A 23,047-nucleotide genomic window follows, 5' to 3' on the forward strand; every position below is an offset into this window, starting at 1 on the left:
GCGACGGGCGCCGCCAGCCATGTAGGCTGCCCGTCAGGACAAGGTTCATCGGGGGTGGGTGATGGCGGAAGCAGGTTCGGGCGATCTGGTCAGGGTGGTGGCGCTGCTCGGCGCCGCCGTGGTCGCGGTGCCCCTGTTCAGGCGGCTGGGACTGGGCTCCGTGCTGGGCTACCTGGCCGCGGGCCTGGTGATCGGCCCGTTCGGGCTGGGCTGGTTCTCCGACCCGCAGGCGATTCTGCACGTGGCCGAACTGGGCGTGGTGATGTTCCTGTTCGTGATCGGCCTGGAGATGCGCCCCTCGCACCTGTGGAGCCTGCGCCGGCAGATCTTCGGGCTGGGCACGCTGCAGATCGCGGTGTGCGCGGTCGTGCTGACCCTCGTCGGGCTCGCGTTCGGCTACAGCCCGACCGTTTCGTTCATCGGCGCATCGGGGTTCGTGCTGACCTCCACCGCGATCGTGATGCAACTGCTCGCCGAACGCGGCGACGTCGCCCTGCCGCACGGCCAGAAGATCGTCTCGGTGCTGCTGTTCGAGGACCTGCTGATCGTGCCGTTGCTGGTGGTGGTTGCGCTGCTCGCGCCGACACCCGCGGTCGCCGAGACCTCGCGCTGGACGTCGATAGCCATTGGCGCGGGCGCGATCGTCGCGCTGGTCGCCGTCGGCGTGTGGCTGCTCAATCCGCTGTTCCGCCTGCTCGCCGCGGTGAAGGCGCGCGAGGTGATGACCGCGGCCGCGCTGCTGGTCGTGCTCGGCGCGGCGCTGCTGATGCAGCTGGGCGGACTGTCGATGGCGATGGGCGCGTTCCTCGCCGGCGTGCTGCTGTCGGAATCCACTTTCCGCCACCAGCTCGAAGCCGACGTCGAGCCGTTCCGCGGGCTGCTGCTCGGCCTGTTCTTCCTCGGCGTCGGCATGGCGCTGGACCTGTCGCTGGTCGCATCGAACTGGGCGTTCATCGTCGGCGTCGTGCTGGCGATGATGGTCGCGAAGGCCACCTGCATCTATCTGGTTGCGCGTTTGCTTCACTCCAGTCACGTCGAAGCGCTCGATCGCGCCACGCTGATGGCGCAGGGCGGCGAGTTCGCGTTCGTGCTGTATTCCACCGCGGCCGCGAGCGGCGTGATCGCCGCGCAGCACAACGCCAACCTCACCGCGATCGTGGTGCTGTCGATGGCACTGACACCGCTGGTGACGCTGGCGGTGCGTCCGTGGCTGCGCAAGCCCGACGAGAAGACCGACGACCTCGAAGTCGCCGAAGGTCTCAGCGGCAGCGTGCTGATGATCGGCTTCGGCCGCTTCGGCCAGGTGGTCAGCCAGTCGCTGCTCGCGCGCGGCGTGGACGTGACCATCATCGAAACCGACGTCGAGATGATCCGCAACGCCAGTTCGTTCGGTTTCAAGATCTACTACGGCGACGGCACGCGCCTGGACGTGCTGCGCGCGGCGGGCGCGCCGGCCGCGCAGGTGATTGCCATCTGCATCGACGGCAACGAAGCGGTGAACCGGATCGTAGAGCTGGCGAAGAGCGAATTCCCGCAGGCGAAGCTGCTCGCGCGCTCCTACGACCGAGAACATTCGCTGGAGTTGATCCACGCCGGCGTCGACGTGCAGGTCCGCGAGACGTTCGAGTCGGCGATGAAGTTCGGCCAGGCCGCGCTGTGCCAGCTCGGTGTGGACAAGGCCGATGCGCGCGCGATCGTCGAGGAGATACGCCGCCGCGACGCCGAACGCGTCGAGCTGGAGATCGCCGAAGGACTCAATGCCGGCACGGCGATGCTGTACGGAAACCTGCGCGCAGGCCCGACGCCGACGCCGTTCACGCGTCCGCGCCAGGCGGCGACACCGCTCACCCCGGAAACCGCCGCGGCGGCACAGGGCGTGGCACGCGAGTGAGGTGCGGCGGTTGCGCTTCGCGACCGCTCACACCTCCAGCGTCATACCGGGCCGCGCCAGCGTGGCCTGCACCGCGAAGTGTTCGCCGATCTCGCCGGCCAACGCTTCGCGCGCCTTGTCTTCGCCGTGCACCAGCGCCAGCGGCGGATGCGCCACGCCATCGCCGCCGGCGATCGCGCCGTACCACGCCATCAGCCCGCGCTGGTCGGTGTGCGCGGACAATCCGCCGACGGTGTGGCGTTGCGCGCTCACGCGCACGTCGAAGCCGTGGATGCGCACCCATTTCGCGCCGTCGACCAGTCGCCGCCCGAGCGTGCCTTCGGCCTGGTAACCGACGAACACCACATGCGTCTGGCGCCGGTCGAGCCGGTGACGGAAGTGGTGCAGGATGCGCCCCGCGTTCGCCATGCCGGAACCGGCGATGACTATCGCGCCGCGTTCGATGCGGTTGATCGCCATCGATTCGTCGCGCGCCTGGGTGAAGTGCAGGTTCGGCAGGCGGAACGGATTGGGCTTGTCCTGCCAGACCCGGCGTGCGTCCTCGTCGAACAGTTCGGCATGGCGGTCGTAGACGCCGACCACCTTCGCCGCCATCGGGCTGTCGAGGAAGATGCGCCAGCGCGACAGACCCCATTCGTCCCAGTGGCGCGCGAACCAGTACAACAGCTCCTGGCTGCGCCCGACCGCGAACGCGGGAATCAGCACGTTGCCGCCCTCCTTCCACGCCGCGTCGAGGATGTCGCCAAGTTCGCGGATCGTCTCGGCGCGATCGCGATGCAGGCGATCGCCGTAAGTGGATTCCATCAGCACCAGGTCGGCGCGGTCGATATTCGCCGGATCGCGCAGGATCGGCGTGCCTTTCGGACCGAGGTCACCGGAGAACACCAGCTTGCGGCCGTCCGCCCAGATCTCCACGCTCGCCGAGCCTAGGATGTGGCCGGCCTCGCGGAAGGCGATCTCGACGCCGGGCTGGATCGTCGTGCGCGTGTCGTACGGCAGCGGCTGCACGCGCGCCATCGCCGCGTGCACGTCGTCGCGCGTGTACAGCGGCTGGTGTTCGGGCTCGCCGGCGCGACGATGGCGGTTGAAGCGTTCGGCGTCACCTTCGGAGATCGACGCGGCGTCGAGCAGCATGATGGGCATCAGGTCTGCGGTCGCCTGCTGGGCGTAGATCGGCCCGGCGAAACCGCGTTTGACCAGCAGCGGCACGCGACCGATGTGGTCGATGTGCGCGTGGCTGATCACCAGCGCGTCGATCGCGGCCGGTTCGAACGGGAACGGCTCGCTGTTGCGACGCTCGGCCTCCGGGCTGCCCTGGATCATCCCGCAGTCCAGCAGCAGCCGCCCGCCGGCGGCCTCGACTTCGTGCAGCGAACCGGTGACCTCGCCGGCCGCTCCGTGGAAATGCACCCGCATGCCGCCCCTATGCCAAGAGTGGTGGTGCGACGAACGTAGCACGCCGGCCACCGCGCTCCGTGACCTTCGACACCCCCGTCCGCCCCACGGGATGTCTAAGGTGGGCGGTCCGCCTGATCGCCACACCCGCACGCCCGGAGCCCGTTTCCATGAGCAAGCCGCACGTCCTGCTTCTGTCCCTCGCCGTATCCGCCGGCATCGCCGCACTCGCGGCCCACGCCGCACCGGGCGGATCGCCAACCCCGTCGCTGGACTCGAGCAAGCTGCCCGCGCCGAACCGCTTCCTCGCCGCCGACATCGACCGCTCGCTCGATGCCTGCCAGGACTTCGGCGCGTACATCAACCAGAAGTGGCGCACGGCCAATCCGATCCCGGGCGACCGCGTGACCTGGGGTTCGTTCGAGATGCTCGACGAGCGCTCCAATGCGATCCAGCACCAGCTCGCCGAGCAGGCCGCGGCCAATCCGAACGCCACCGGTGTCGAGCGGATCGTCGGCGATTTCTTCGCCACCGGCATGGACGTGGAACTGGCCAACCGTCTCGGCCTGTCGCCGCTGAAGCCGCAGCTCGATGCCATCGCCGCGATCAAGGATCGCGATGGCCTTACCGATTACCTGCGCCGCAGCGCGGCCGACGGCAACAACGTGCTGTTCGGTTTCTCCTCGGGTCCGGACTTCAAGGATTCGATGAGCAACATCGCCTTCGCGATGCAGGGCGGCCTCGGCCTGCCCGACCGCACCTACTACACCGACGCCGGCAAGGCGAAGGAACTGGCCGCCTACCAGGCCCACGCCGCGAAGGTGCTGGAACTGGGCGGCGTGCCCGCCGCCGACGCGGCGAAGCAGGCCGCCGACATCGTCGCCTTCGAAACGCGCCTGGCGAAGGTGTCGAAGTCGCGCGTGGAGCTCTCGCGCGATGCGGAACTGCGCTACAACCCGGTCACGCTGTCGCAGGCCAACATGCTGACGCCGAACTTCGACTGGACGAAGTTCTTCGCCTCGCAGGGCGTCGCCGCGCCGTCGAAGTTCTCTCTCGCCATCCCCGCCTTCCACCAGGAAGTAAGCGCGATGCTCGCGCAGGTGCCGCTGGCGCAGTGGAAGAGCTACCTGACCTTCCGCAACATCGACCGCGCCTCGCCGTATTTGTCCGACGCGTTCGTGCAGGAGAACTACGCGTTCTACGGCAAGACCCTGCGCGGCCAGCAGGAGATCAAGCCGCGCTGGAAGCTCACCCTCGACACGCTCAACGGCCAGGCCGGCGAAGCGCTGGGCCAGATGTACGTCAAGGCCGCGTTCCCGGCCGAATCCAAGGCGCGCATGGAAACGCTGGTCGGCAACCTGCGTGTCGCGCTCAAGCATCGCCTCGAGAACCTGGCGTGGATGAGCCCGGAAACCAAGCAGAAGGCGCTGGAGAAGTGGGCCGCCTTCACGCCGAAGATCGGCTACCCCGACAAGTGGCGCGACTGGACGGGCCTGGAAACGACGCGCGCCAGCTACATCGGCAACGTGCAGGCCGCCAACGCGTTCAACTACCGCTGGAACATCGGCAAGATCGGCAAGCGCGTCGATCGCACCGAATGGGGCATGAGCCCGCAGACGGTGAACGCGTACTACCGCTCCAGCGCCAACGAGATCGTGTTCCCGGCCGCGATCCTGCAGCCGCCGTTCTTCGATCCCAAGGCCGACGACGCGCTCAACTACGGTGGCATCGGCGCGGTGATCGGCCACGAAATGATCCACGGCTACGACGACCAGGGCAGCCGCTTCGGGCCGACCGGCAACTTCGAGAACTGGTGGACGGAAGCCGACGCAGCCGGTTTCAAGAAGCTCACCGATCAGCTGGTCGCGCAGTTCAACGAGTACGAGGCCGCACCGGGCAAGCACGTCAACGGCAAGCTGACGCTGGGCGAAAACATCGCCGACCTCGGCGGCCTGGCCGTCGCGTACGACGCGCTGCAGACCGCCAGCGCGGGCAAGCGCGATCCGAAGACCGACGGCCTGACCCGCGACCAGCGCTTCTACGCGAACTGGGCAACCGTGTGGCGCCGCAACTTCACGCCACAGGAACTCGACGTGCGCCTGACCACCGACTCGCACGCGCCGGCGAATTTCCGCGCGATCGGCGCGCCGTCCAACCTCGCCAGCTTCGCCGGCAGCTATTCGTGCAAGACCGGTCAGCCGATGGTGCGCGACGGCGACAAGCAGATCGTCATCTGGTGATGGATGCGAACCGCGCGCATGACGGCGGTTGCCGTTTCATGCGCGCGGCTCACCGCATCGCTCACAGCGGCGGAGCCGTGCGCTCCTCGCGCACCACCACGGTGCCGTCGGGGCGCACGTCGCGGTAGACCACCGTCTCGCCCTGGCGCGGGAAATCGCGGTACGCGGCGAGCAGGTCGAGGTTCTGTTTCTCGATGACTTCCAGGTTGCGCACGATGCGGCGCAACAGGCCCTTGATGCCGAACACCGCGAACGGGACGAGTATCCACAGGATCGACAGGATCAGGCCGAACGCGAACAGGCACATCCACAGGAAGGTGTTGGCGCTGTAGGCCGCGTTGGCGACAGTGCTGGTGTCCATGCAGGCTCCATCACTAGGAGGAGTCCGCAGTCTTCGCAGGCACGCGTGAGTTCCGCGTGCAGCACGGCGTGATCGAGTCGTGAGTGCGCGTTCGCGTTCGACTGCGATTCAGAGCGAACGCGCGTCAGCCCGCGTCGAGCGCACGCAGCGCGTCGCGGATCTCGTGTTCGCCAGACGGACGCACGACGCGCGCGACTTCGGCGCCATCGCGCAACACGATCAACGTCGGCCACAGCTTCACGCGATACGAACGCCCGAGCGGACGACCGGGGCCGTCTTCGACCTTGAGGTGGCGGATGTCGTCGCGCGGCGCGAGCACGGCTTCGATCGACGGCTGCGCGCCGGTGCAGTAGCCGCACCAGCCGGTACCGAACTCGAGCACCGCCGCGCCGCGCCAGGCATCGACGTCGGCGCGCGCGGGTTCGTCGGTGGTGTAGGTTCGGGTGAAGGTCATCGCACGATCGTCGCGGTCCGGGCCTGCGTGCAGTGCAAGCAGACCCGAGGGCGCGTCATTTCTTCGTGACGTCCGCGAGCGGGCGCACGTACTGCAGCAGGCTGACCAGCACCTTGCCCGGCTCTTCCCACTGGATCATGTGCGATGAGCGCTCGAACCACACGCCCTGCTTGTACGGCGCCTTCACCTGCGCCAGCCACGCAGCGGTCGGTTCCGACGGGGTGGTGTAGTCGTGGCGACCCATGAAGATCACCAGCGGGATCGGGAATTCGCGCACGCCCGACATGTCGGTCTCGAGGAACTCCGGCAGGATCCGGCCGAGCGTGAACATGTTGCCCTCGTCGATCGCGCAGCGATCCTTGTCCTCGTACTCCGGCGACAGCTTGGGCGCCTGGTAGAAGTAGTACGCCGACTCGTCGCGGAACGCGGTCATGCCGCCGTAGTGCTGCGCCCAGATGCGCGCGGTGACGATCCGGTCGCGGGTGATCGGCTTGTCGCCCGGGTACGGCGCGATCGCTTCCAGCTCGCGCACGGCTTTTTCGTTCTTGTGAGCCTTCGCCTGCGCGAGTGCGTAATCGAAGCTGACGCGCTCGTTCTCGCGCACGTCGACGACCTGGCCGATGCCGACGTAGGCATGGAAGAGGTCCGGACGCTTCAGCGCGGCCTGCATGCCGATCAGCGTGCCCCAGCTGTGGCCCATCAAAATCACCTTGTCCTTGCCCAGGCGCTTGCGCACGTGCTCGGCCATCGCGATCACGTCGTCGACGTAGTTGGCGATGTGGATGGTGTTCTCGATGGACGCCGGATCGGTTTCTCCGAAGGTCTTGCCGGCAGCGCGCTGGTCGTACGTCACCATCGTGAAGTACTCCTCGAGCGGGCGCTGGAACTGCCACGTCGTCGGCATCAATGGCGAGGCCGGCCCGCCGTGCACGAACAGGATCGCCGGATTGGCCTTGTCCTGGCCGCGGATGCTGACCCACTGCTCGATGCCGCCGATGCGGGTCTTGTAGCTTTCCTGGATGCCGCCCGGGGCGACGATGCGGCCGAGGTCGGCGACGATCTTTCGCGCCGGCTCGTAGGCGCTGGTGTCGCGGCAGGTCTGGGCGGAGGCGGTGGTGCAGGCGCCGGCGATGAGCAGGCAGGCAAGCAGAATTTTTCTCACTTCAGGTCCTTGTGAACTGCGAAAAAGTCGGCGGAGCTTAGGAACGTGCTCCGTCAGGCACAAGAGATACCCGTCGGGCTTTTACGGTTGCGTCCGAGTGCATCAGCCCCGCCAGCAAGCCTCCAGGCATGCCGTTGTCCCACCCGGGTCTGCATTGCCGATTCGGGCGGATCGACCCGGCCCTGTGCGACCAGCCTCCGGACCGCTCTTCCCGCCCGGTCAATGTGACCTTCGACACCCTCCCCCCGGGACAATCGAAGCTAATGTCGCCCGATGCCCCGTTCCGGGGCCTGTTCGAACTGTCCAACGCCGTCACGGCCGGAGCCCTCTGTGAGCCTCAATAAACCGCAAGTCCTCGTGTTGTCCCTGGCCGTCGCCGCCTCGCTGGCCGCGTGCGCCAAGAAGGAAGAAGCCGCCCCGGCCGCCGATACGGCCAAGGCCGACCAGCCGGCCGCCTACACACTCGACGAGAGCAAGCTGCCCGGCGTGAACCGCTTCGTCGCCAGCGACCTGGATGCGAGCAAGAACGCGTGCGAGGACTTCGACGGTTACGTCAACGGCAAGTGGCTGGCCGCCAACGCCATCCCGGGCGACCGCACCTCGTGGGGCGCGTTCGAGATGCTCGATGAGCGCTCCACCGCCGTGCAGCGCCAGCTCGCCGAGCAGGCCGGCGCCGACACCAAGGCCACGGGCGTGCAGAAGATCGTCGGCGACCTCTGGGCGACCGGCATGGACGCGGCCAAGATCAACCAGCAGGGCATCGCCCCGCTGAAGGCGCAGCTCGACGCGATCGCCGCGCTCGACAGCCAGGAGAAGATCGCCGACTACCTGCGCACCAGCGCGGCCAAGGGCGAGAACGTGCTGTTCGACTTCGGCCCGGACGCCGACTTCAAGGATTCCAACGTCAACATCGCTTACGCCTCGCAGGCCGGCCTGGGCCTGCCGGACAAGCCGTACTACTTCGACGCCGACAAGAAGGACAAGTTGGCCGCGTACGAACAGCACGTCGCCAAGGTGCTGGAGCTGAGTGGGGTCCCGGCGGCCGACGCTGCCAAGCAGGCCAAGGACGTGATCGCGTTCGAGACCCGCCTGGCCAAGGCATCGACCGAGAAGAAGGAACTGCAGCGCGACGTGTCGCTGTACTACAACCCGATCAGCCCGGCCGACGCCGACAAGCTGGCGCCGAACTTCCCGTGGACCAAGTTCTTCGAATCGCAGGGCGTGGCCACGCCGGCCATGTTCTCGCTCGCCATGCCCAAGTTCCACCAGGAAGTCAGCGCGATGCTGGCCGACGTGCCGGCGGCGCAGTGGCAGTCGTACCTGCGCTTCCACACGGTCGACGAGGCCTCGCCGTTCCTGTCGGACGCGTTCGTCGAAGAGAACTTCAACTTCTACAGCAAGACCCTGCGCGGCCAGAAGGAAATGAAGGAGCGCGGCAAGCGCGTGCTGGCGGCCATTCGCGGCACCGCCGGCGAGGCGATGGGCGAGATGTACGTGCAGGTCGCCTTCCCGGCCGAGTCCAAGGTGCGCATGCAGGAGCTGGTGAAGAACCTCTCCGAAGCGCTGAAGGCGCGCATCGAGCATCTGGCGTGGATGGGCGACGACACCAAGAAGAAGGCGATGGAGAAGTGGGCCGCCTTCACGCCGAAGATCGGCTATCCGGACAAGTGGCGCGACTGGACCGGCCTTGCCACCAGCCGCGACAGCTACATCGGCAACGTGCTCGCGGCCAACGAGTTCAACTACAAGTGGGAGCTGGGCAAGATCGGCAAGCCGGTCGATCGCACCGAATGGGGCATGCCGCCGCAGACGGTCAACGCCTACTACAACCCGTCGCGCAACGAGATCGTGTTCCCGGCCGCGATCCTGCAGCCGCCGTTCTTCGACCCGAAGGCCGACGACGCCACCAACTACGGCGGCATCGGCGCGGTGATCGGCCACGAAATGACCCACGGTTACGACGACCAGGGCAGCCGTTTCGGACCGTCGGGCAACTTCGAAAACTGGTGGACCGAGGCCGACGCGAAGGGCTTCTCCGGCCGCACCGACAAGCTGGTGGCGCAGTTCAACGGCTATGAAGCCGCACCGGGCCTGAAGGTGAAGGGCGACCTGACGCTGGGCGAGAACATCGCCGACCTCGGCGGCCTGGCCACGGCCTACGACGCGATGAAGAAGGCGACCGAAGGCAAGCCGGATCCGATGACCGACGGCCTGACCCGCGACCAGCACTTCTTCCTCAACTGGGGCACCGTGTGGCGTCGCAACTTCACGCCGGATGAGCTGAAGCTGCGCGTGAACACCGACGAACACGCACCGTCCAATTTCCGCGCGGTCGGTGCGCCGTCGAACCTGCCGGCCTTCGCCGCGGCGTTCTCGTGCAAGCCGGGCCAGCCGATGGTCCGCGAGGGCGACAAGCAGGTCGTGATCTGGTGATCGCACGGATCGCCTGATCCACAACGCAAGTAGCGGCCGCACTCGTCGTCGGCCGTCCGAAGGCCCGGTTTCCGCCGGGCCTTCTTCTTTGCGGGCCATCACACGCCCGTTGCTAGACTCCGGCCACCCGTCTCCCCCACGGATGCCGCCATGAACCTGCGTCCACTCGGATGTGCCCTGGTCGTGAGCCTGATCGCCGGCCTCGCCTCGCCGGCCGATGCCCAGAAGAAGCGCAGCAGCAAGCCGAAGGCCGCCGCCGCGCCATCCGCGTGCAGCGACTTCTACGCCAGCGCCAACGCCGACTGGCTGCGAAGCCACACGCCGGGCAGCACCGGATCGGTGTCCGCGCTGGAGGAACTGGGCGCACGCGCGCGCCAGCAACAGCGCGACCTGCTCGAGGCCGCGTCGAAATCGCCGCAGAACAACGTGCAGAAACTGCTTGGCGATTTCTGGGCGAGCGGACTGGACGAAGCCGCTGTCGAACGCGACGGCGCGCAGCCGATCGCACCACTGATCTCGCGCATCGACGCCATCAAGAATGCGAAGGACGTATCACCCGCGATCGCCGCACTGCACCAGGTCGGCATCCCGGTGCTGTTCAACTTCGGCGCCGACATCGACCTGGGCGATCTCAACCGTCACATCGGCTACTTCGCACAGGGCGGGCTCGGCCTGCCCGATCCCGCGTACTACACGCGCAACGACGCCGACACGCAGGCGTTGATGGGGCGCTATCGCAATTACGTCGAGAAGATCCTCGCGCTCACGGGCACGCCGCAGGGGCAACTGAGCTCGGACGCGCAGTCGGTGATCGACCTGGAGACGCGCATTGCGCGCGCTTCGAAGTCGCTGCTCGACCTGCGCAATCCGCGCGCCAACTACGCACCGGTGGAAACCGCATCGCTCGCCAAGCGCTACAAGCGCCTGCAGCTGGGCGATTTCCTCAAGGCGCAGGGCGTGTCGGACGATCGCGTGTCGATGGCGAACCCGGAGCTGTTCGCGCAGCTCGACGGACTCGTCGGCAGCCTCAAGCCCGCGCAGTGGAAGGCTTACCTGCGCTGGCGCGTAGGCGATGCGATGGCGCCGTACCTGGCCAAGCCCTTCCGCGATGCGGAGTTCGAATTCCGTGGCCGCGTGTTGCGCGGGCTGGCCTCACCGCCGACGCGCCAGCAGGCGGTGCTCGATGCGATCACGCTCGCCGCCGGACCGATGGTCGGCCACGAATACGCCGCGCGTTACCTGCCCGCCAGCACCGACAAGCGTGCCGAAGACATCGCCGCGCAGCTGCGCGCCGCGCTGGGTGAAGCGCTCGATCGCGACACGCGCCTGAGTGCCTCCGCCAAGACCGAAGCGAAGGCGAAGCTGGACAAGCTCAAGATCGAAGTCGGCACGCCGAACCGCGACCTCGACTACACCGTGCAGCCGATGGGCCGTGGCAGTTTCGGCAGCAACATGCTGATCGCCTCGACGTGGCGCCATCGCGAAGAGATGAAGCGCATCGGCCGCGGCAACGCCGACCGTCGCTGGGACGTGCTGCCGCAGGATCCCGCGCTCGCGTACGACATCGCACAGAACCGCCTGATCGTCACCGCGGCGATGCTGCAGCCGCCCGTGTTCGACACCGGCAAGGACGCGGCATGGCTGTATGGCTCCTACGGCGCACTGGTCGGCCACGAACTCAGTCACGGCTTCGACAACCGCGGCCGTCACGTCGATGCGAAACAGGAATTGCGCGACTGGTGGACGCCAGCCGAAGCAAGTGCTTGGGACGTACTCGGCAAGCGCGTCGCTGCGCAATACGGCGGCTACGACGACCCGGAACTGAGTGGCCGCAAGATCAACGCCGCACAGACGAACGAGGAAAGCATCGCCGACATCGCCGGCGTGGACCTCGCATGGTCCGCGTTCCGCAAGGCCGAACCCGCGGCCGCGAAGCCGGCGCAGCAGTCGTTCTACAAGGGCTGGGCGTCGCTGTGGCCGCAGAAGCTGACGCCGGAGGCCGCGCAGCAGCGCGCCGCGACCAGCGTGCACGCGCCGGGCAAGTGGCGCACCAATGGCCCGCTGCGCAACGAGCCCGGATTCGGTGAAGCGTATGCGTGCAAGGCGGGCAGCGCGATGCAGCTGGCGGCGGACCAGCAGGTGCGGCTGTTCCCGTGACGAGATGACCGGCTCGTGCGCGAGCCGGCGTCGATCATTTGACCACGCGCATCCGCGGTGGCTTGCGACCGCCGAACGGCGGCTGCCCGCGCCAGTAACGGATCAGCAGCCAGCCGAACAGCATGCCGCCCAGGTGCGCGAAATGCGCCACGCCCGGCATCACGTTGCTGATGCCCAGCAGCAGTTCGATCGCACCGTAGACCAGCACGAGCGTGCGCGCCTTCATCGGGATCGGCGGAATCAGCAGCATCACGCGCTGGTTCGGGAACAGCAGGCCGTACGCGAGCAGCAGGCCGAAGATGCCGCCGGACGCACCGACGGTCGGATACGCCTCGCCGCCCTGCGACATCGTCCACATGCCGACGCCGATCTGGCACAGCGCCGCGCCGACCACACACACGAAGTAGTACGTCAGGTAACGGCGATCGCCCCAGACGTGTTCCAGCGGCGCGCCGAACATCGCCAGCGCCAGCATGTTGAACAGCAGGTGGGCGAAATTGCCATGCATGAACGCATACGTCACCAGCTGCCACGGCATGAATTCGATGCCGTAGACCTGCGAACCGCTGCCAGGCGGCCAAAGCATGAAATACGCGAGCGCGTCGTCGCCGATGACGAAGGGAAGCTGCAGCACGAACACCAGGCCGTTGGCGATCAGCAGGGCCTTGGTGATGGGGGGAAGGTTGGAGAACATCACGGCTCCTTGGGTGCGCTACATGGTAGCCGTTGCCCCGGTCGCCTGCGCTCATCCGTAGGTAGGGGCTAGCCGCGGACGGGCGTCCTGGACGTTCGTGCCTTCTTCGCCGGCGTTCGTGCCGGCTTCGCGCTTGTCGCAGCCTTGCGCGGCTTGTCCGCCGTGCGACGCGGGCGCACCGGCGCGTCGGCGTGCATGCCCATGCCCCACATCTGCTCGTCCAGGGTCGCAGCGGCGCGCAGCCCGCGTACACGGCCTGATTCCACGCGCACGCCCTCGGCGCGCAGCCGCTGGCTCTGCTCGCGGAAGCCCTTGGAGCCCTCCGGGAACGCGATACGGCCGTCCGAACGCAGCACGCGATGCCAGGGAAGCCCTGGGTCGTCGTTCTCGCCCAGTACCCGCGCGACAAGGCGCGCACGGCCGGGAAGGCCCGCACGGCGTGCGACTTCGCCATAACCGGCAACCTCGCCCGCGGGAATGGCGCGGATCGCCGCCAGAATGCGCCGACGCGAGTCGGCCGGGTCGTTGCTCATCGCGGTAGCATAGCGGCATCCCCCGGAAGGAGCCGCCCGTGCGCAACTTCGACTCCATCCGCCGCCATCTGCAGGCGGCGAAATTCCACATGACCGAGCACGACGTCGATGTCGTCTGCATCGAACTCTCGCTCGACCACGGCACGCGCCACCAGGCGATCTTCCTGTCCGAACTCGACGACGACGACGGCCGCCCGTACCTGCGCGTCAGCACCGCAGTCGCGCCGATCACCGGCCTGGACGCGAAGAAGGCGCTGATCTTCAACTGGCAGAGTCGCGTCGGCTACCTCGCCATCGGCGATCTCGACGGCGTACCGCACCTGCAACTGTGCGAGAACCGTCCGTACGACGGCCTCGATCCGGCGGAAGTCGATCGACTGGTGCTGGAGATCGGCGGCCTGGGCGATCGCATGGAACGCATGCTCTCGGCGGGCGGCGACCTGTTCTGATTCCGCGGAAAACGAAAGGCCCGCTTGCGCGGGCCTTCGTGTGTGCGTCGTGGCAACGATGCGGCGGGCGTTACGCCCAGCCGAAGAAGCGGAACATCTCGAAGCACAGGTAGGCGATGCCGCCGGCGGCCGGGATCGTCAGGATCCACGCCCAGATCATCTTCTCGACGACGGTCCACTTGATCGCGTTGAAGCGCTTGGCCGTGCCCACGCCCATGATCGCGGACGAGATGTTGTGCGTGGTCGAGACCGGGATGCCCAGCGTCGATGCGGCCATGATCACCGACGCCGCGCTGGTTTCTGCGGCGAAGCCGTTGATCGGATGCAGCTTCACCAGCTTGTGGCCGAGCGTCTTGATGATGCGCCAGCCGCCCGCGGCGGTACCGGCGGCCATCACGATGGCGCAGGTGAGCTTGATCCACAGATCGATGTCGTTGTGCTCCAGCGCGTTCTGCGAGGGGTGCAGGAACGCCAGCCACGGCGGCAGGTTGTCCAGCGTGCCGGCCGACTGTGCGCCGACCAGGGCGAGCGCGATGATGCCCATCGTCTTCTGCGCGTCGTTCATGCCGTGGGCGAAGCCCATGCCGGCGGCCGAGGCGAGCTGCGCCTTGCCGAAGAACGCGTTGACCCAGCGCGGTCGCGCCATGCGCGCGAGGATGCCGCCGCTGCGCGCCATGAAGGAGATGATCGCGAACAGCACGCCCATCACCAGGAAGCCGGCCGCGAAGCCCAGCAGCGGCGAGGACACCATCGGCACGATCACCTTCCACAGCACGCCGGCGCTCTTGTACCAAGGGTCTGCGGGATGCGACCAGATGACCGAGTGGAAATTGTTGCTGGCCGCCGCGACCGCGGCACCGCACAGACCGCCGATCAGCGCGTGCGAGGACGAGGACGGCAGGCCCTTCCACCAGGTGATCAGGTTCCACACGATCGCGCCGAGCAGCGCGCACAGGATCAGCTGCGAAGTGACTTCGACCACGCCGGTATCGAGCAGGCCGGACGCGATCGTCTTGGCGACCGCGGTGCCCCACAGCGCGCCGAGCAGGTTGGTGATGGCCGCCAGCGCCACCGCCTGCATCGGCGAGAGCACCTTGGTCGCCACCACGGTGGCGATCGAATTGGCGGTGTCGTGGAAGCCGTTGATGTACTCGAACGCAAGCGCCGCGAACACCACGACCAGGACCAGGGTCAACATCGGCCCGGCCCCTTACGAGTTCTTCAACACGATTTCGTAGGCGACCACGCCGGCTTCGCGGCAACGGTCGATGGCCTTCTCCAGGATCTCGAAGAACTCCTTGAGCAGGAACATCTGCAGGTTGTCGAGGCGGCCGGAGTAGATGTCGCGGTACAGCTCGAGCATCAGGCGGTCGGCCTCGCTCTCGATCGAACGCAGCTCGTCGTTGAGCGCCTTCATCGGCTCCAGCTTGAGATGGCGCAGCTGCTGCACCATCTGCACGACCACCGCTGCGGCCTGCTCCAGCATCGCCGCGCGCGGCGCGAAGTCGATGTGTTCCAGGTGGCGCGTCGCCAGCGAGTAGCGGTCGGCGAACTTCTCGACCTGCTTGGGGATCTTGTACAGCGCCGAGCCCAGGGCTTCGATGTCCTCGCGCTCGATCGGCGTGATGAAGCTGTTGACCAGTTCGTGGCTGATCTTGTCGGACGCTTCGCGCTCGCGCTGGCGAGCCAGCTTGAAGGCGTCCAGCGCCGGCTGGCGATCGGCCGTCTTGAGCATCGCGTGCAGCGCCTTGGTGCTGTCGTGCGCGGCGACCGCGGCTTCCTCCAGCAGGGTGTAGAACTGGTTGCCTTGGCCGAAGATGGTTTGCAGGGAGAACATGCGGAGGGTGCCTTGTGGGGCCGGAACACCGGCTCGATGGGGGTCGCAGGGCGGAATTATGACGGTTTGGCGACACCCGCGCCTCCCCGGCCGCAAGGTTGAATCCGGCCGGCCTGCTACCATCGTGAAGACTCACCCCCTCTCCGCACCCCTCCCCTAGATGGACGACGACCCAGAACGGCCGCCCGCCCCCGCTTTCGCGCCCCCTCACGGCGCGTCGACTCCAGCCTGCCATCCTGAGGTACGGACCGCATGCTGGAACTGCTGATCGTCATTGCCCTGATTGTCCTCAACGCTTTCTTCGCGATGTCGGAGATGGCGCTGATGACCTCGCGCAAGCTCAGGCTCAAGCAGATGGCCGAGACCAGCCGCGGCGCCAAGATGGCGCTGGAGCTGGCCGAGCATCCGGACAACCTGCTGTCCACGGTGCAGGTGGGCATCACCCTGATCGGCGTCCTCACTGGCGTGTTCGGCGGCGAGGCCATCGGTCTGGCCATCGCCGGCTGGCTGGAAGGCCTGTTCCCCAACGCGCGCGAGTACGCCCGAGGCATCGGCATCGGCACCGCGGTGGGACTGATCACGGCCGCGCAGGTGATCTTCGGCGAGCTGATCCCCAAGCGTCTTGCGCTGACCAATTCCGAACGCATCGCCTCTGCCGTCGCGATCCCGCTGTACTGGCTCTCGCGCGGCGCTCGTCCGATGGTGGCCGCGCTGGGCGCGATCAATCGCCTCTTCCTGCGCCTGATCGGGGTGAAGGACGATGCTCGCAGCGCGATCAGCGAAGAAGAGATCCGCCTGCTGGTGACCGAGAGCCATGAGCAGGGCGTGATCGACGCCGACGAACGCAAGATGATGAACCGCGTGCTCGGCCTGGGCGATCGCACCGCCGAGAGCCTGATGACGCCGCGCACGCGCATCTCCTGGCTGGATGCATCCGCCGAGTTCGCCGAGAACCTGGCGACGATGCGGCAGACGCAGTTCTCGCGCTATCCGGTCTATCGCGGCAACGACAGCGAAGTGGTCGGCATCCTCGAAGTGAAGTCGCTGCTGGACCGCCTCGACGAACGCGCGCCGGACCTGTTCAAGTCGCTGCGCGAGCCGCTGTTCGTGTCCGAGTCCACGCACGCGATGAAGCTGCTGGAAATCTTCCGCGAGGAGCAGCAGTCGCTCGCGCTGGTGGTGGACGAGTACGGCGACATCAGCGGCATGGTCACCATCGCCGACCTGATGGACGCAGTGGTCGGCCGCGTCCACAGCATGGGTGGTGCGGGTGGCGAAACCGAGGACGACGACGCGCCGGTCGTGGAACGTGCCGACGGTTCGTTCCTGATCGACGGTGCGTTGCCGGTGGAAGACCTGCGCGAGCTGGTCGGCGGTGGTCGCCTGCCCGACGAGGACGAGCACGACTTCCACACCGCCGCGGGCATGGTGATCGCGCACTTCGGCCGCATCCCCTACGTCGGCGAATACTTCGACTGGGGCCTGTGGCGCATCGAAGTCGTCGATCTCGACGGTCCACGCATCGACAAACTGCTGCTGTACAAGCGGCCGGAGCAGGAGCCCGCGACGGATGAAACCTCGGGCTGACGCTCCCCGCGAGGCCGGCACGCGCGCCCTGCTGGACGTGTTCGCCGCGGGCGATCCGGACGAGCAGCTGCGCATGGGCGACGTGCTGCACGGCCTGGGCGACCGCTCCTTCGGCATGCTGCTGTTCGTCTCGACAATCCCGGCGTTCATTCCGATTCCCGGCGTCGGCGGCGCGGTCAGCGGCCCGCTGGTGATCCTGATCGGCTTGCAGTTGCTGATCGGACTACGCCAGCCGTGGCTGCCGCAGTTCCTCGCGCGACGCGGCCCGCACCGGCACGCAATGGCGCGCTTCCGCGACCTGATCTCGCCGTGGCTGGTACGTCTGGAAAAGCTGGTTCGTCCGCGAGCGACGGTGCTGCTCGACCATCGCCTCGCCGATTTCTTCACCGGCCTGTTATTGGTGTTGCTCGGACTGCTACTGTCGCTGCCGATTCCGTTCACCAACTACCTGTTCGGCGGCCTGCTGCTGTTGTTCGCACTGGCGCTGCTAGAGCGCGACGGCTGGCTGCTCGGCGCGGCGTGGGCCGCCGGCAGCATCGCCATCGCGGTGTTCGGCGTGTTGTCGGGACACCTCGCGGGCGTGGCGGCGCGCTGGATCGACATGCTCGCCTGATTCGCGTCGCCTGCCCTGCGTTCACGCGGCGAACCCGACAGCACGCCTGCAAACAAAAAGGCCCCGCATTGCGGGGCCTTTTCTTTATCGAAGTCGTGCGCGGGTCAGGCGAACGGGTCCTGCAGCACCATCGTCGCGTCACGGTCCGGACCGGTGCTGACGATGGCGATCGGGCAGCCGGCGAGTTCCTCCAGCGCACGCAGGTAGGCGCGTGCGGCGGGCGGCAGCTTGTCCCACTCGGTGATGCCGTGGGTGTTCTCGTCCCAGCCCGGGAACTCCAGGTACACCGGCGTGCATTCTTCCCAGCCGGCGGCGTCGAGCGGCGCGTACTCGGTGCGCTTGCCGCGGTATTCGTAGGCGATGCAGATCTTCAGCTTCTCCATGCCGTCGAGCACGTCGAGCTTGGTGATGCACAGGCCGGTGATGCCGTTGACGGCCACCGCGCGGCGCAGCGCGACGATGTCCATCCAGCCGCAGCGACGCGGGCGGCCGGTGGTGGCGCCGTACTCGGCGCCGCGATCGCGGAGACCCTGGCCGACTTCGTCGTCCAGCTCGGTCGGGAACGGACCGCCGCCGACGCGCGTGGCGTAGGCCTTGGCGATGCCGAGCACGTAGTCGATCGCATCCGCACCCACGCCGGTGCCGGCATACGCACCGCCGACCGTGGTGTTGGACGAGGTCACGTACGGATAGGTGCCGTGGTCGATGTCCAGCAGCGAGCCCTGCGCGCCTTCGAACAGCACCTTCTTGCCCTGCTTGCGCAGGTCGTGAAGGATGCCGGCGACGTCGGACTTCATCGGTTCGACGTATTCGCCGAAGGCCAGCGCCTCATCGAGCGTCTGCTGGAAGTCCACCGCTTCGACGCCCAGGTACTTGGTCAGGACGAAATTGTGGTAGTCCATCGTGCTGCGCAGCTTCTCGGCGAGCTGCTGCGGGTAATGCAGGTCGGCCACGCGGATGCCGCGACGCGCGACCTTGTCCTCGTACGCCGGGCCGATGCCGCGTCCGGTGGTGCCGATGGCCTTGCCGCCGGCTGCCTTCTCACGGGCCTGATCCAGGGCGATGTGGTACGGCATGATCAGCGGCGTGGCCGGGCTGATCTTCAGGCGCGAACGCACTTCAACGCCGTTGCCTTCGAGCTCGGCGATTTCCTTCTGCAGAGCAGCCGGCGACAGCACGACGCCGTTGCCGATCAGGCACAGCGCGTCCGGGCGCAGGATGCCCGACGGAATCAGGTGCAGGACGGTCTTCTTGCCGCCGATGACGAGCGTGTGGCCGGCATTGTGGCCACCCTGGAAGCGCACGACGGCGCCGATTTCCCGGGTGAGCAGATCGACGATCTTGCCCTTGCCTTCATCGCCCCACTGGGCACCGAGAACGACGACTGACTGACCCATTTCGAAGCTCCTGACTCCGTTGCATTGAGGACCGGCAATGCCGGGCTGCCGCGGAAGGGTCCGCAAACAGCAAGAAAGCCGGCGGGGCGCAGGGCCCCGTCCGGCTTTTGTGCATTATCCGGGTTTTGGGTGGGCGGGACCACCCCGCCAGGCCAATCCGATGCGCTTCGGCCCGATCCGGTCAGGTCTGGGCAGCGGATGTGAAGACCGTCAGGTCCGTACCCACCACAGCGACAGCAGGCCGATCCCCACCACGATCCCGCCGACCACGCGCAAATGGCGGTCAGGCAAGGCGTGCAATTGTTCGGCGGCCCGCTTCCAGCCGCGCGGAGCCACGAACAGGAACAGTCCCTCCAACACCGCGACCAGGCACAGGGCCGACAACAGCTCGCTCATCGTGGTCGCGGCGCGGGATCAGCGGTCCGAACGCAGGTACTGCAGGAACGGATCGTCCTTGTCGAGGACGATCACGCCCTCGCCGTCCGCGAACGCCTTGCGATAGGCATCCAGGCTGCGCTGGAACGCGTAGAAGCCCGGGTCCTTGTTCGCGGCCAGCGCGTACAGGCGCGTGGCCTCGGCATCGCCTTCGCCGCGCAGCTTCTGCGCGTCGCGTTCGGCTTCGGCCACGATCACCGTCTGCTGGCGATCGGCGTCGGCACGGATGGTCTGGGCCTGCTCGGCGCCCTCTGCGCGGAGCTTGCTGGCGACCTGCTGGCGCTGTGCGCTCATGCGCTTGTAGACGTCGTTGATGACCTGGCTGTCGGTGGGCAGCTCGATCTGCTTGATACGCAGGTCGATGATGCGCACGCCGACCGTCGCCGCGCCGCGATTGATCGCATCCAGCTGGGCGCTGATGACTTCCGAGCGGCTGCCCGACACCACCTGTTGCAGCGTCCGCGCGTTGATCTCATCGCGCAGCGACGCCTTGATGATGGGCGCCAGGCGATTGATGGCCACGTCTTCCTGGCCGCCGGTGGCGCGGTAGAACGCGCGCACGTCGGAAATCTGCCCCACCGCGAAGAAGTCGACGCTGACGTCCTTGCGTTCGGAAGTCAGCGTGCGCTCCGGCGCGGCATCGAGCACCTGGAAACGGCGGTCGAACACCAGTCGCGTTTCCACCAGCGGCCACTTGAAGTGCAGGCCCGGGCCGATATCGCTGCGCACGACGCGGCCGAGGTTGAGCACCATGCCGGTCTGGCCTTCGCTCACCACGAACACCGATCCCATCAACGCCAGCAGCGCGGCCACGGCCAGCGCGATCCACATGGAGAATCTCATCGCGTCACCTCCTCGCGACCGGTGGGACGGGACGAACGACTGGGCCGGACGCCACCAGACGTGTCGGGGGTGATGCTGGGCGTCAACAGTTCGGGCGTGAGCAGCGGCGTCGACGTGTCGGTGCGCGGCGCGCGGCCGTCATCCATCGGCACGTAGAGCAACTGGCGCGAATCGCCACCGACGATCTTGCGGTTGCCGGCCAGCACGTCCTGCACGGTATCGAGCCACATGCGCTTGCGCGTGACGTCGGGGGCGCTCTTGTATTGCTCGACCAGCAGCGAGAAGCGGTTGGCGTCGCCTTCCGCGCGCGCGATCGTCGCGCTCTTGTAGCCCTCGGCGACCGTGCGCACGCGCGCGGCCTGGCCTCGCGACTCGGGCACGATCTTCGCGGCGTAGGCGCGCGCTTCGCTGATCAGGCGGTCCTTGTCCTGCTGCGCACTGTTCACGTCGTCGAAGGCCGGTTTGACCTGCTCCGGCGGACGCGCGTTGGCGAGGTTGAGTTCGGTCACCACCAGGCCGGTGCGGTAGGCCTCGAGCGACTTCTGCAGGTTGGTGAGCGAGGCGCCTGCCAGCGCGACGCGCGCGCCGAGGACGGTGTCCAGGGTGGAACGCCCGACCTGCTCGCGCACCGCGCTCAGCGCGGCCTGCTGCAGGATCTGGTCGGCGTCGCGGGTGCCGAACATGTACAGACGCACGTCGCCGATGCGGTACTGCACGTTCACTTCGACCTGGACGATGTTCTCGTCGGAGGTCAGCACCGGGACGTTCTCGCTGAAGGTCTTGATCTGGGTCGCGTTGATCTTGGTCACGCGCTCGATCGGCCACGGCGCCTTGAGGTGCGGGCCTGGCTGCAACACGCGCGAGAACTGGCCGAAGCGCAGTACGACGCCGCGCTCCTGTTCGGTCACCAGCACGAAGCAGTTGAACACCAGCCACAGGCCGAGGACCAGGCCGACCCAGCGCAGGATGCCACCGCCACCACCGCCGCCGAACAGGCCGCGCAGGGGTTCGAGCAGGGCGTCCAGGCCGCGGCCGTCGGGTCTGCGTTGCCGCGGGGTTCGTCCGTTCGAACCGCCGGAATTGTCACTGCCAGGGGTGTTCCAGGCCATGCCTGCTCCAGGAGATGGATCCGCGTCCGCATTCAGCTGCGCGAACGTGCGTCGATTCTAGGTGGGGGTGACGCGTGCCTCAAGCAAGGCGCCGACGCGGTTCAGGCCGCGTCTTCGTCCTCCGGCTCCGGCAGCAGCGCTCGCAGCGCCTCGCCGTGGGCCTGCACGAACAGGCGCTGCGCGTCTGCCAGGGGCAGATCGACGCGGATGCGCCAGCCGTGCTCGTCGTGATCCTCGCCGCGAACGGCGCCGAGGTCGTGCAGCTTCGCACGAAGCTTCGCGGCCTGCGGCGGCACGCGCACTTCGCCGACGACGTGGCGCAGGTCCAGCGATTCGGCCAGGGCCTGGCGCAGCAGGTCCAGGCCGCGCCCGTCCCGTGCCGACAGCCAGACGCGGTTGCGACCCTCGGCGGGACGGTCCAGTCGCGGCTGCGCGGTCTCGCCGTTGTCGAGCTTGTCGATCTTGTTGAACACCAGCAGCTGCGGCAGGTCGCCGGCGCCGATGTCCTTGAGCACTTCGTCGACCTGGGCGATGCGCTCGTCGCGCAGCGGATCGGCCGCGTCGACGACGTGCAGCAGCAGGTCGGCCTCGCGCGCTTCCGACAGGGTGGAACGGAACGCGGCGACGAGTTCGTGCGGCAGGTCGCGCACGAAGCCGACCGTGTCGGCCAGCACCACGCTGCCGCCGGACAGTTCGATGCGGCGCACCGTCGGGTCCAGCGTCGCGAACAACTGGTCGGCCGCGTACGCGTCCGCACCGGTCATCGCATTGAACAACGTCGACTTGCCGGCGTTGGTGTAGCCCACCAGCGCCACGCGCGGCAGCTCGCTGCGCACGCGCGCGCGACGCATCTGCGTGCGCTGCACTTCGACCTTGTCCAGTCGCTTCTGCAACTGTTCCAGGCGCTTCTGCAGCAGGCGGCGGTCGGTTTCCAGCTGGGTTTCGCCGGGACCGCGCAGACCGATGGAACCACCGCGCTGGCGCTCCAGGTGGGTCCAGCCGCGCACCAGGCGCGTGGCCATGTGCTTGAGCTGGGCCAGTTCGACCTGCAGCTTGCCGTCGTGGCTGTGCGCACGCTGGGCAAAGATGTCCAGGATCAGTCCGGTGCGGTCGACCACACGGCGCTGCAATGCGCGCTCGAGGTTGCGTTCCTGGCCCGGACTGAGCGGATGGTTGATGAGGATGAGGTCGGCGCCGGTGGCGTCGGCCGCGGCCTTCACCTCCTCCAGCTTGCCGCTGCCGATCAGCATCGCCGCGTTGGGGCGGTCGATGCGCGCGGTCAGCACGGCCGCGATCGTCGCGCCGGCGGAGCGGGCCAGGTCGGCGAACTCCTCCAGCAGATCCTCGTCCGGCGGGCCGCCGGCATGGGGTTGGATCAGCAGCGCGTGTTCGCCTTTGCGGGATCTTTCGAACAAACCGGGTCGAGCCTGTGGGGGATCAGTCGACAAGATGGGCAC

The 23,047-nt window shown here is 67.6% G+C and carries 19 protein-coding genes and 1 pseudogene; 7 read left to right on the plus strand and 13 right to left on the minus strand.

Annotated features, from left to right (window positions below; genetic code table 11):
• The first annotated feature begins 58 nt into the window (after window positions 1-58).
• The gene (locus FOF45_RS00830) at window positions 59-1,891 is read left to right on the plus strand and encodes a monovalent cation:proton antiporter-2 (CPA2) family protein (protein WP_158982143.1); all 1,833 of its coding nucleotides are present in this window, start codon (window positions 59-61) and stop codon (window positions 1,889-1,891) included.
• 27 nt (window positions 1,892-1,918) lie between these two features.
• Here FOF45_RS00830 and FOF45_RS00835 read toward each other — a convergent pair whose 3' ends face one another.
• Window positions 1,919-3,307, minus strand: a complete 1,389-nt coding sequence (locus FOF45_RS00835) for an MBL fold metallo-hydrolase (RefSeq protein ID WP_158982144.1) — start codon at window positions 3,305-3,307, stop codon at window positions 1,919-1,921.
• Between the two features lie 149 nt (window positions 3,308-3,456).
• Between FOF45_RS00835 and FOF45_RS00840 the strand changes: the two genes are divergently transcribed.
• Complete coding sequence (locus FOF45_RS00840; protein ID WP_158982145.1) at window positions 3,457-5,526, plus strand: M13 family metallopeptidase; 2,070 nt, start codon at window positions 3,457-3,459, stop codon at window positions 5,524-5,526.
• A gap of 61 nt (window positions 5,527-5,587) precedes the next feature.
• On the opposite strand, the gene FOF45_RS00845 is transcribed toward FOF45_RS00840, so the two are convergent.
• The 3 genes from FOF45_RS00845 to FOF45_RS00855 all read right to left on the minus strand — a co-directional run bounded on the left by FOF45_RS00845 (window position 5,588) and on the right by FOF45_RS00855 (window position 7,503).
• On the minus strand, window positions 5,588-5,887 hold the full coding sequence (locus FOF45_RS00845; RefSeq protein WP_158982146.1) for a hypothetical protein: 300 nt from the start codon (window positions 5,885-5,887) through the stop codon (window positions 5,588-5,590).
• 124 nt (window positions 5,888-6,011) lie between these two features.
• Window positions 6,012-6,341 (minus strand): thioredoxin family protein, encoded by a 330-nt coding sequence (locus tag FOF45_RS00850; RefSeq protein ID WP_158982147.1) that lies wholly within the window; start codon window positions 6,339-6,341, stop codon window positions 6,012-6,014.
• Between the two features lie 55 nt (window positions 6,342-6,396).
• Window positions 6,397-7,503, minus strand: a complete 1,107-nt coding sequence (locus FOF45_RS00855) for an alpha/beta fold hydrolase (RefSeq protein WP_233264018.1) — start codon at window positions 7,501-7,503, stop codon at window positions 6,397-6,399.
• A gap of 273 nt (window positions 7,504-7,776) precedes the next feature.
• On the opposite strand from FOF45_RS00855, the gene FOF45_RS00860 reads away from it, so the two are divergent.
• Window positions 7,777-9,936 (plus strand): M13 family metallopeptidase, encoded by a 2,160-nt coding sequence (locus tag FOF45_RS00860; RefSeq protein WP_158982148.1) that lies wholly within the window; start codon window positions 7,777-7,779, stop codon window positions 9,934-9,936.
• A 150-nt stretch (window positions 9,937-10,086) separates the two neighbouring features.
• Window positions 10,087-12,093 (plus strand): M13 family metallopeptidase, encoded by a 2,007-nt coding sequence (locus FOF45_RS00865; RefSeq protein WP_158982149.1) that lies wholly within the window; start codon window positions 10,087-10,089, stop codon window positions 12,091-12,093.
• A 34-nt stretch (window positions 12,094-12,127) separates the two neighbouring features.
• On the opposite strand, the gene FOF45_RS00870 is transcribed toward FOF45_RS00865, so the two are convergent.
• Entirely contained in the window at window positions 12,128-12,787 is a 660-nt protein-coding gene (locus tag FOF45_RS00870) for a rhomboid family intramembrane serine protease (RefSeq protein WP_158982150.1), read from the minus strand.
• A 203-nt stretch (window positions 12,788-12,990) separates the two neighbouring features.
• Window positions 12,991-13,320, minus strand: a pseudogene (locus FOF45_RS00875) (MGMT family protein); the annotation flags it as partial.
• 38 nt (window positions 13,321-13,358) lie between these two features.
• Here FOF45_RS00875 and FOF45_RS00880 point away from each other — a divergent pair.
• A complete protein-coding gene (locus FOF45_RS00880; protein ID WP_158982152.1) occupies window positions 13,359-13,769 on the plus strand; it encodes a hypothetical protein in 411 nt (136 codons plus the stop codon).
• Between the two features lie 70 nt (window positions 13,770-13,839).
• Here the strand turns inward: FOF45_RS00880 and FOF45_RS00885 are convergent, their stop codons facing one another.
• The gene (locus FOF45_RS00885; protein ID WP_158982153.1) at window positions 13,840-14,967 is read right to left on the minus strand and encodes an inorganic phosphate transporter; all 1,128 of its coding nucleotides are present in this window, start codon (window positions 14,965-14,967) and stop codon (window positions 13,840-13,842) included.
• Between the two features lie 12 nt (window positions 14,968-14,979).
• Window positions 14,980-15,606, minus strand: a complete 627-nt coding sequence (locus FOF45_RS00890) for a DUF47 domain-containing protein (RefSeq protein ID WP_158982154.1) — start codon at window positions 15,604-15,606, stop codon at window positions 14,980-14,982.
• A 252-nt stretch (window positions 15,607-15,858) separates the two neighbouring features.
• Here FOF45_RS00890 and FOF45_RS00895 point away from each other — a divergent pair, with 252 nt between their 5' ends.
• Both FOF45_RS00895 and FOF45_RS00900 read left to right on the plus strand, forming a co-directional pair.
• Entirely contained in the window at window positions 15,859-17,193 is a 1,335-nt protein-coding gene (locus FOF45_RS00895) for a hemolysin family protein (RefSeq protein ID WP_158982155.1), read from the plus strand.
• Window positions 17,177-17,806, plus strand: a complete 630-nt coding sequence (locus FOF45_RS00900; protein ID WP_158982156.1) for an exopolysaccharide biosynthesis protein — start codon at window positions 17,177-17,179, stop codon at window positions 17,804-17,806. Before FOF45_RS00895 ends, FOF45_RS00900 begins: the two co-directional genes overlap by 17 nt.
• A 104-nt stretch (window positions 17,807-17,910) precedes the next feature.
• On the opposite strand, the gene FOF45_RS00905 is transcribed toward FOF45_RS00900, so the two are convergent.
• From FOF45_RS00905 to hflX, 5 genes are all read right to left on the minus strand, one after another.
• Window positions 17,911-19,203 (minus strand): adenylosuccinate synthase, encoded by a 1,293-nt coding sequence (locus FOF45_RS00905; protein WP_158982157.1) that lies wholly within the window; start codon window positions 19,201-19,203, stop codon window positions 17,911-17,913.
• Between the two features lie 210 nt (window positions 19,204-19,413).
• Window positions 19,414-19,599: a DUF2065 domain-containing protein gene (locus FOF45_RS00910; protein WP_158982158.1), complete on the minus strand. Its 186-nt coding sequence runs from the start codon at window positions 19,597-19,599 to the stop codon at window positions 19,414-19,416.
• Window positions 19,600-19,617: 18 nt separating this feature from the next.
• Window positions 19,618-20,481 carry a protease modulator HflC gene (gene hflC, locus FOF45_RS00915; protein ID WP_158982159.1) on the minus strand — a complete coding sequence of 288 codons (864 nt, stop codon included), beginning with the start codon at window positions 20,479-20,481 and terminating at the stop codon, window positions 19,618-19,620.
• Window positions 20,478-21,590, minus strand: a complete 1,113-nt coding sequence (hflK, locus tag FOF45_RS00920) for an FtsH protease activity modulator HflK (protein WP_158982160.1) — start codon at window positions 21,588-21,590, stop codon at window positions 20,478-20,480. Before hflK ends, hflC begins: the two co-directional genes overlap by 4 nt.
• A 101-nt stretch (window positions 21,591-21,691) precedes the next feature.
• The gene (gene hflX / locus FOF45_RS00925; RefSeq protein WP_158982161.1) at window positions 21,692-23,005 is read right to left on the minus strand and encodes a ribosome rescue GTPase HflX; all 1,314 of its coding nucleotides are present in this window, start codon (window positions 23,003-23,005) and stop codon (window positions 21,692-21,694) included.
• Window positions 23,006-23,047: the final 42 nt, after the last annotated feature.

It is taken from the genome of Lysobacter panacisoli (genome assembly GCF_009765165.1).
GTDB lineage: Bacteria > Pseudomonadota > Gammaproteobacteria > Xanthomonadales > Xanthomonadaceae > Lysobacter_J > Lysobacter_J panacisoli.

What these genes read in the sequence shown, in the direction of transcription:
- hflK (WP_158982160.1), bottom strand. Translation starts at nt 21,590, where the DNA reads ATGGCCTGGAACACCCCTGGCAGTGACAATTCCGGCGGTTCGAACGGA.
- FOF45_RS00890 (WP_158982154.1), bottom strand. Translation starts at nt 15,606, where the DNA reads ATGTTCTCCCTGCAAACCATCTTCGGCCAAGGCAACCAGTTCTACACC.
- FOF45_RS00870 (WP_158982150.1), bottom strand. Translation starts at nt 12,787, where the DNA reads ATGTTCTCCAACCTTCCCCCCATCACCAAGGCCCTGCTGATCGCCAAC.
- FOF45_RS00840 (WP_158982145.1), top strand. Translation starts at nt 3,457, where the DNA reads ATGAGCAAGCCGCACGTCCTGCTTCTGTCCCTCGCCGTATCCGCCGGC.
- FOF45_RS00885 (WP_158982153.1), bottom strand. Translation starts at nt 14,967, where the DNA reads ATGTTGACCCTGGTCCTGGTCGTGGTGTTCGCGGCGCTTGCGTTCGAG.
- FOF45_RS00860 (WP_158982148.1), top strand. Translation starts at nt 7,777, where the DNA reads ATGCCCCGTTCCGGGGCCTGTTCGAACTGTCCAACGCCGTCACGGCCG.
- FOF45_RS00850 (WP_158982147.1), bottom strand. Translation starts at nt 6,341, where the DNA reads ATGACCTTCACCCGAACCTACACCACCGACGAACCCGCGCGCGCCGAC.
- FOF45_RS00905 (WP_158982157.1), bottom strand. Translation starts at nt 19,203, where the DNA reads ATGGGTCAGTCAGTCGTCGTTCTCGGTGCCCAGTGGGGCGATGAAGGC.
- FOF45_RS00895 (WP_158982155.1), top strand. Translation starts at nt 15,859, where the DNA reads ATGCTGGAACTGCTGATCGTCATTGCCCTGATTGTCCTCAACGCTTTC.
- FOF45_RS00900 (WP_158982156.1), top strand. Translation starts at nt 17,177, where the DNA reads ATGAAACCTCGGGCTGACGCTCCCCGCGAGGCCGGCACGCGCGCCCTG.
- FOF45_RS00845 (WP_158982146.1), bottom strand. Translation starts at nt 5,887, where the DNA reads ATGGACACCAGCACTGTCGCCAACGCGGCCTACAGCGCCAACACCTTC.
- hflC (WP_158982159.1), bottom strand. Translation starts at nt 20,481, where the DNA reads ATGAGATTCTCCATGTGGATCGCGCTGGCCGTGGCCGCGCTGCTGGCG.
- FOF45_RS00865 (WP_158982149.1), top strand. Translation starts at nt 10,087, where the DNA reads ATGAACCTGCGTCCACTCGGATGTGCCCTGGTCGTGAGCCTGATCGCC.
- FOF45_RS00910 (WP_158982158.1), bottom strand. Translation starts at nt 19,599, where the DNA reads ATGAGCGAGCTGTTGTCGGCCCTGTGCCTGGTCGCGGTGTTGGAGGGA.
- FOF45_RS00835 (WP_158982144.1), bottom strand. Translation starts at nt 3,307, where the DNA reads ATGCGGGTGCATTTCCACGGAGCGGCCGGCGAGGTCACCGGTTCGCTG.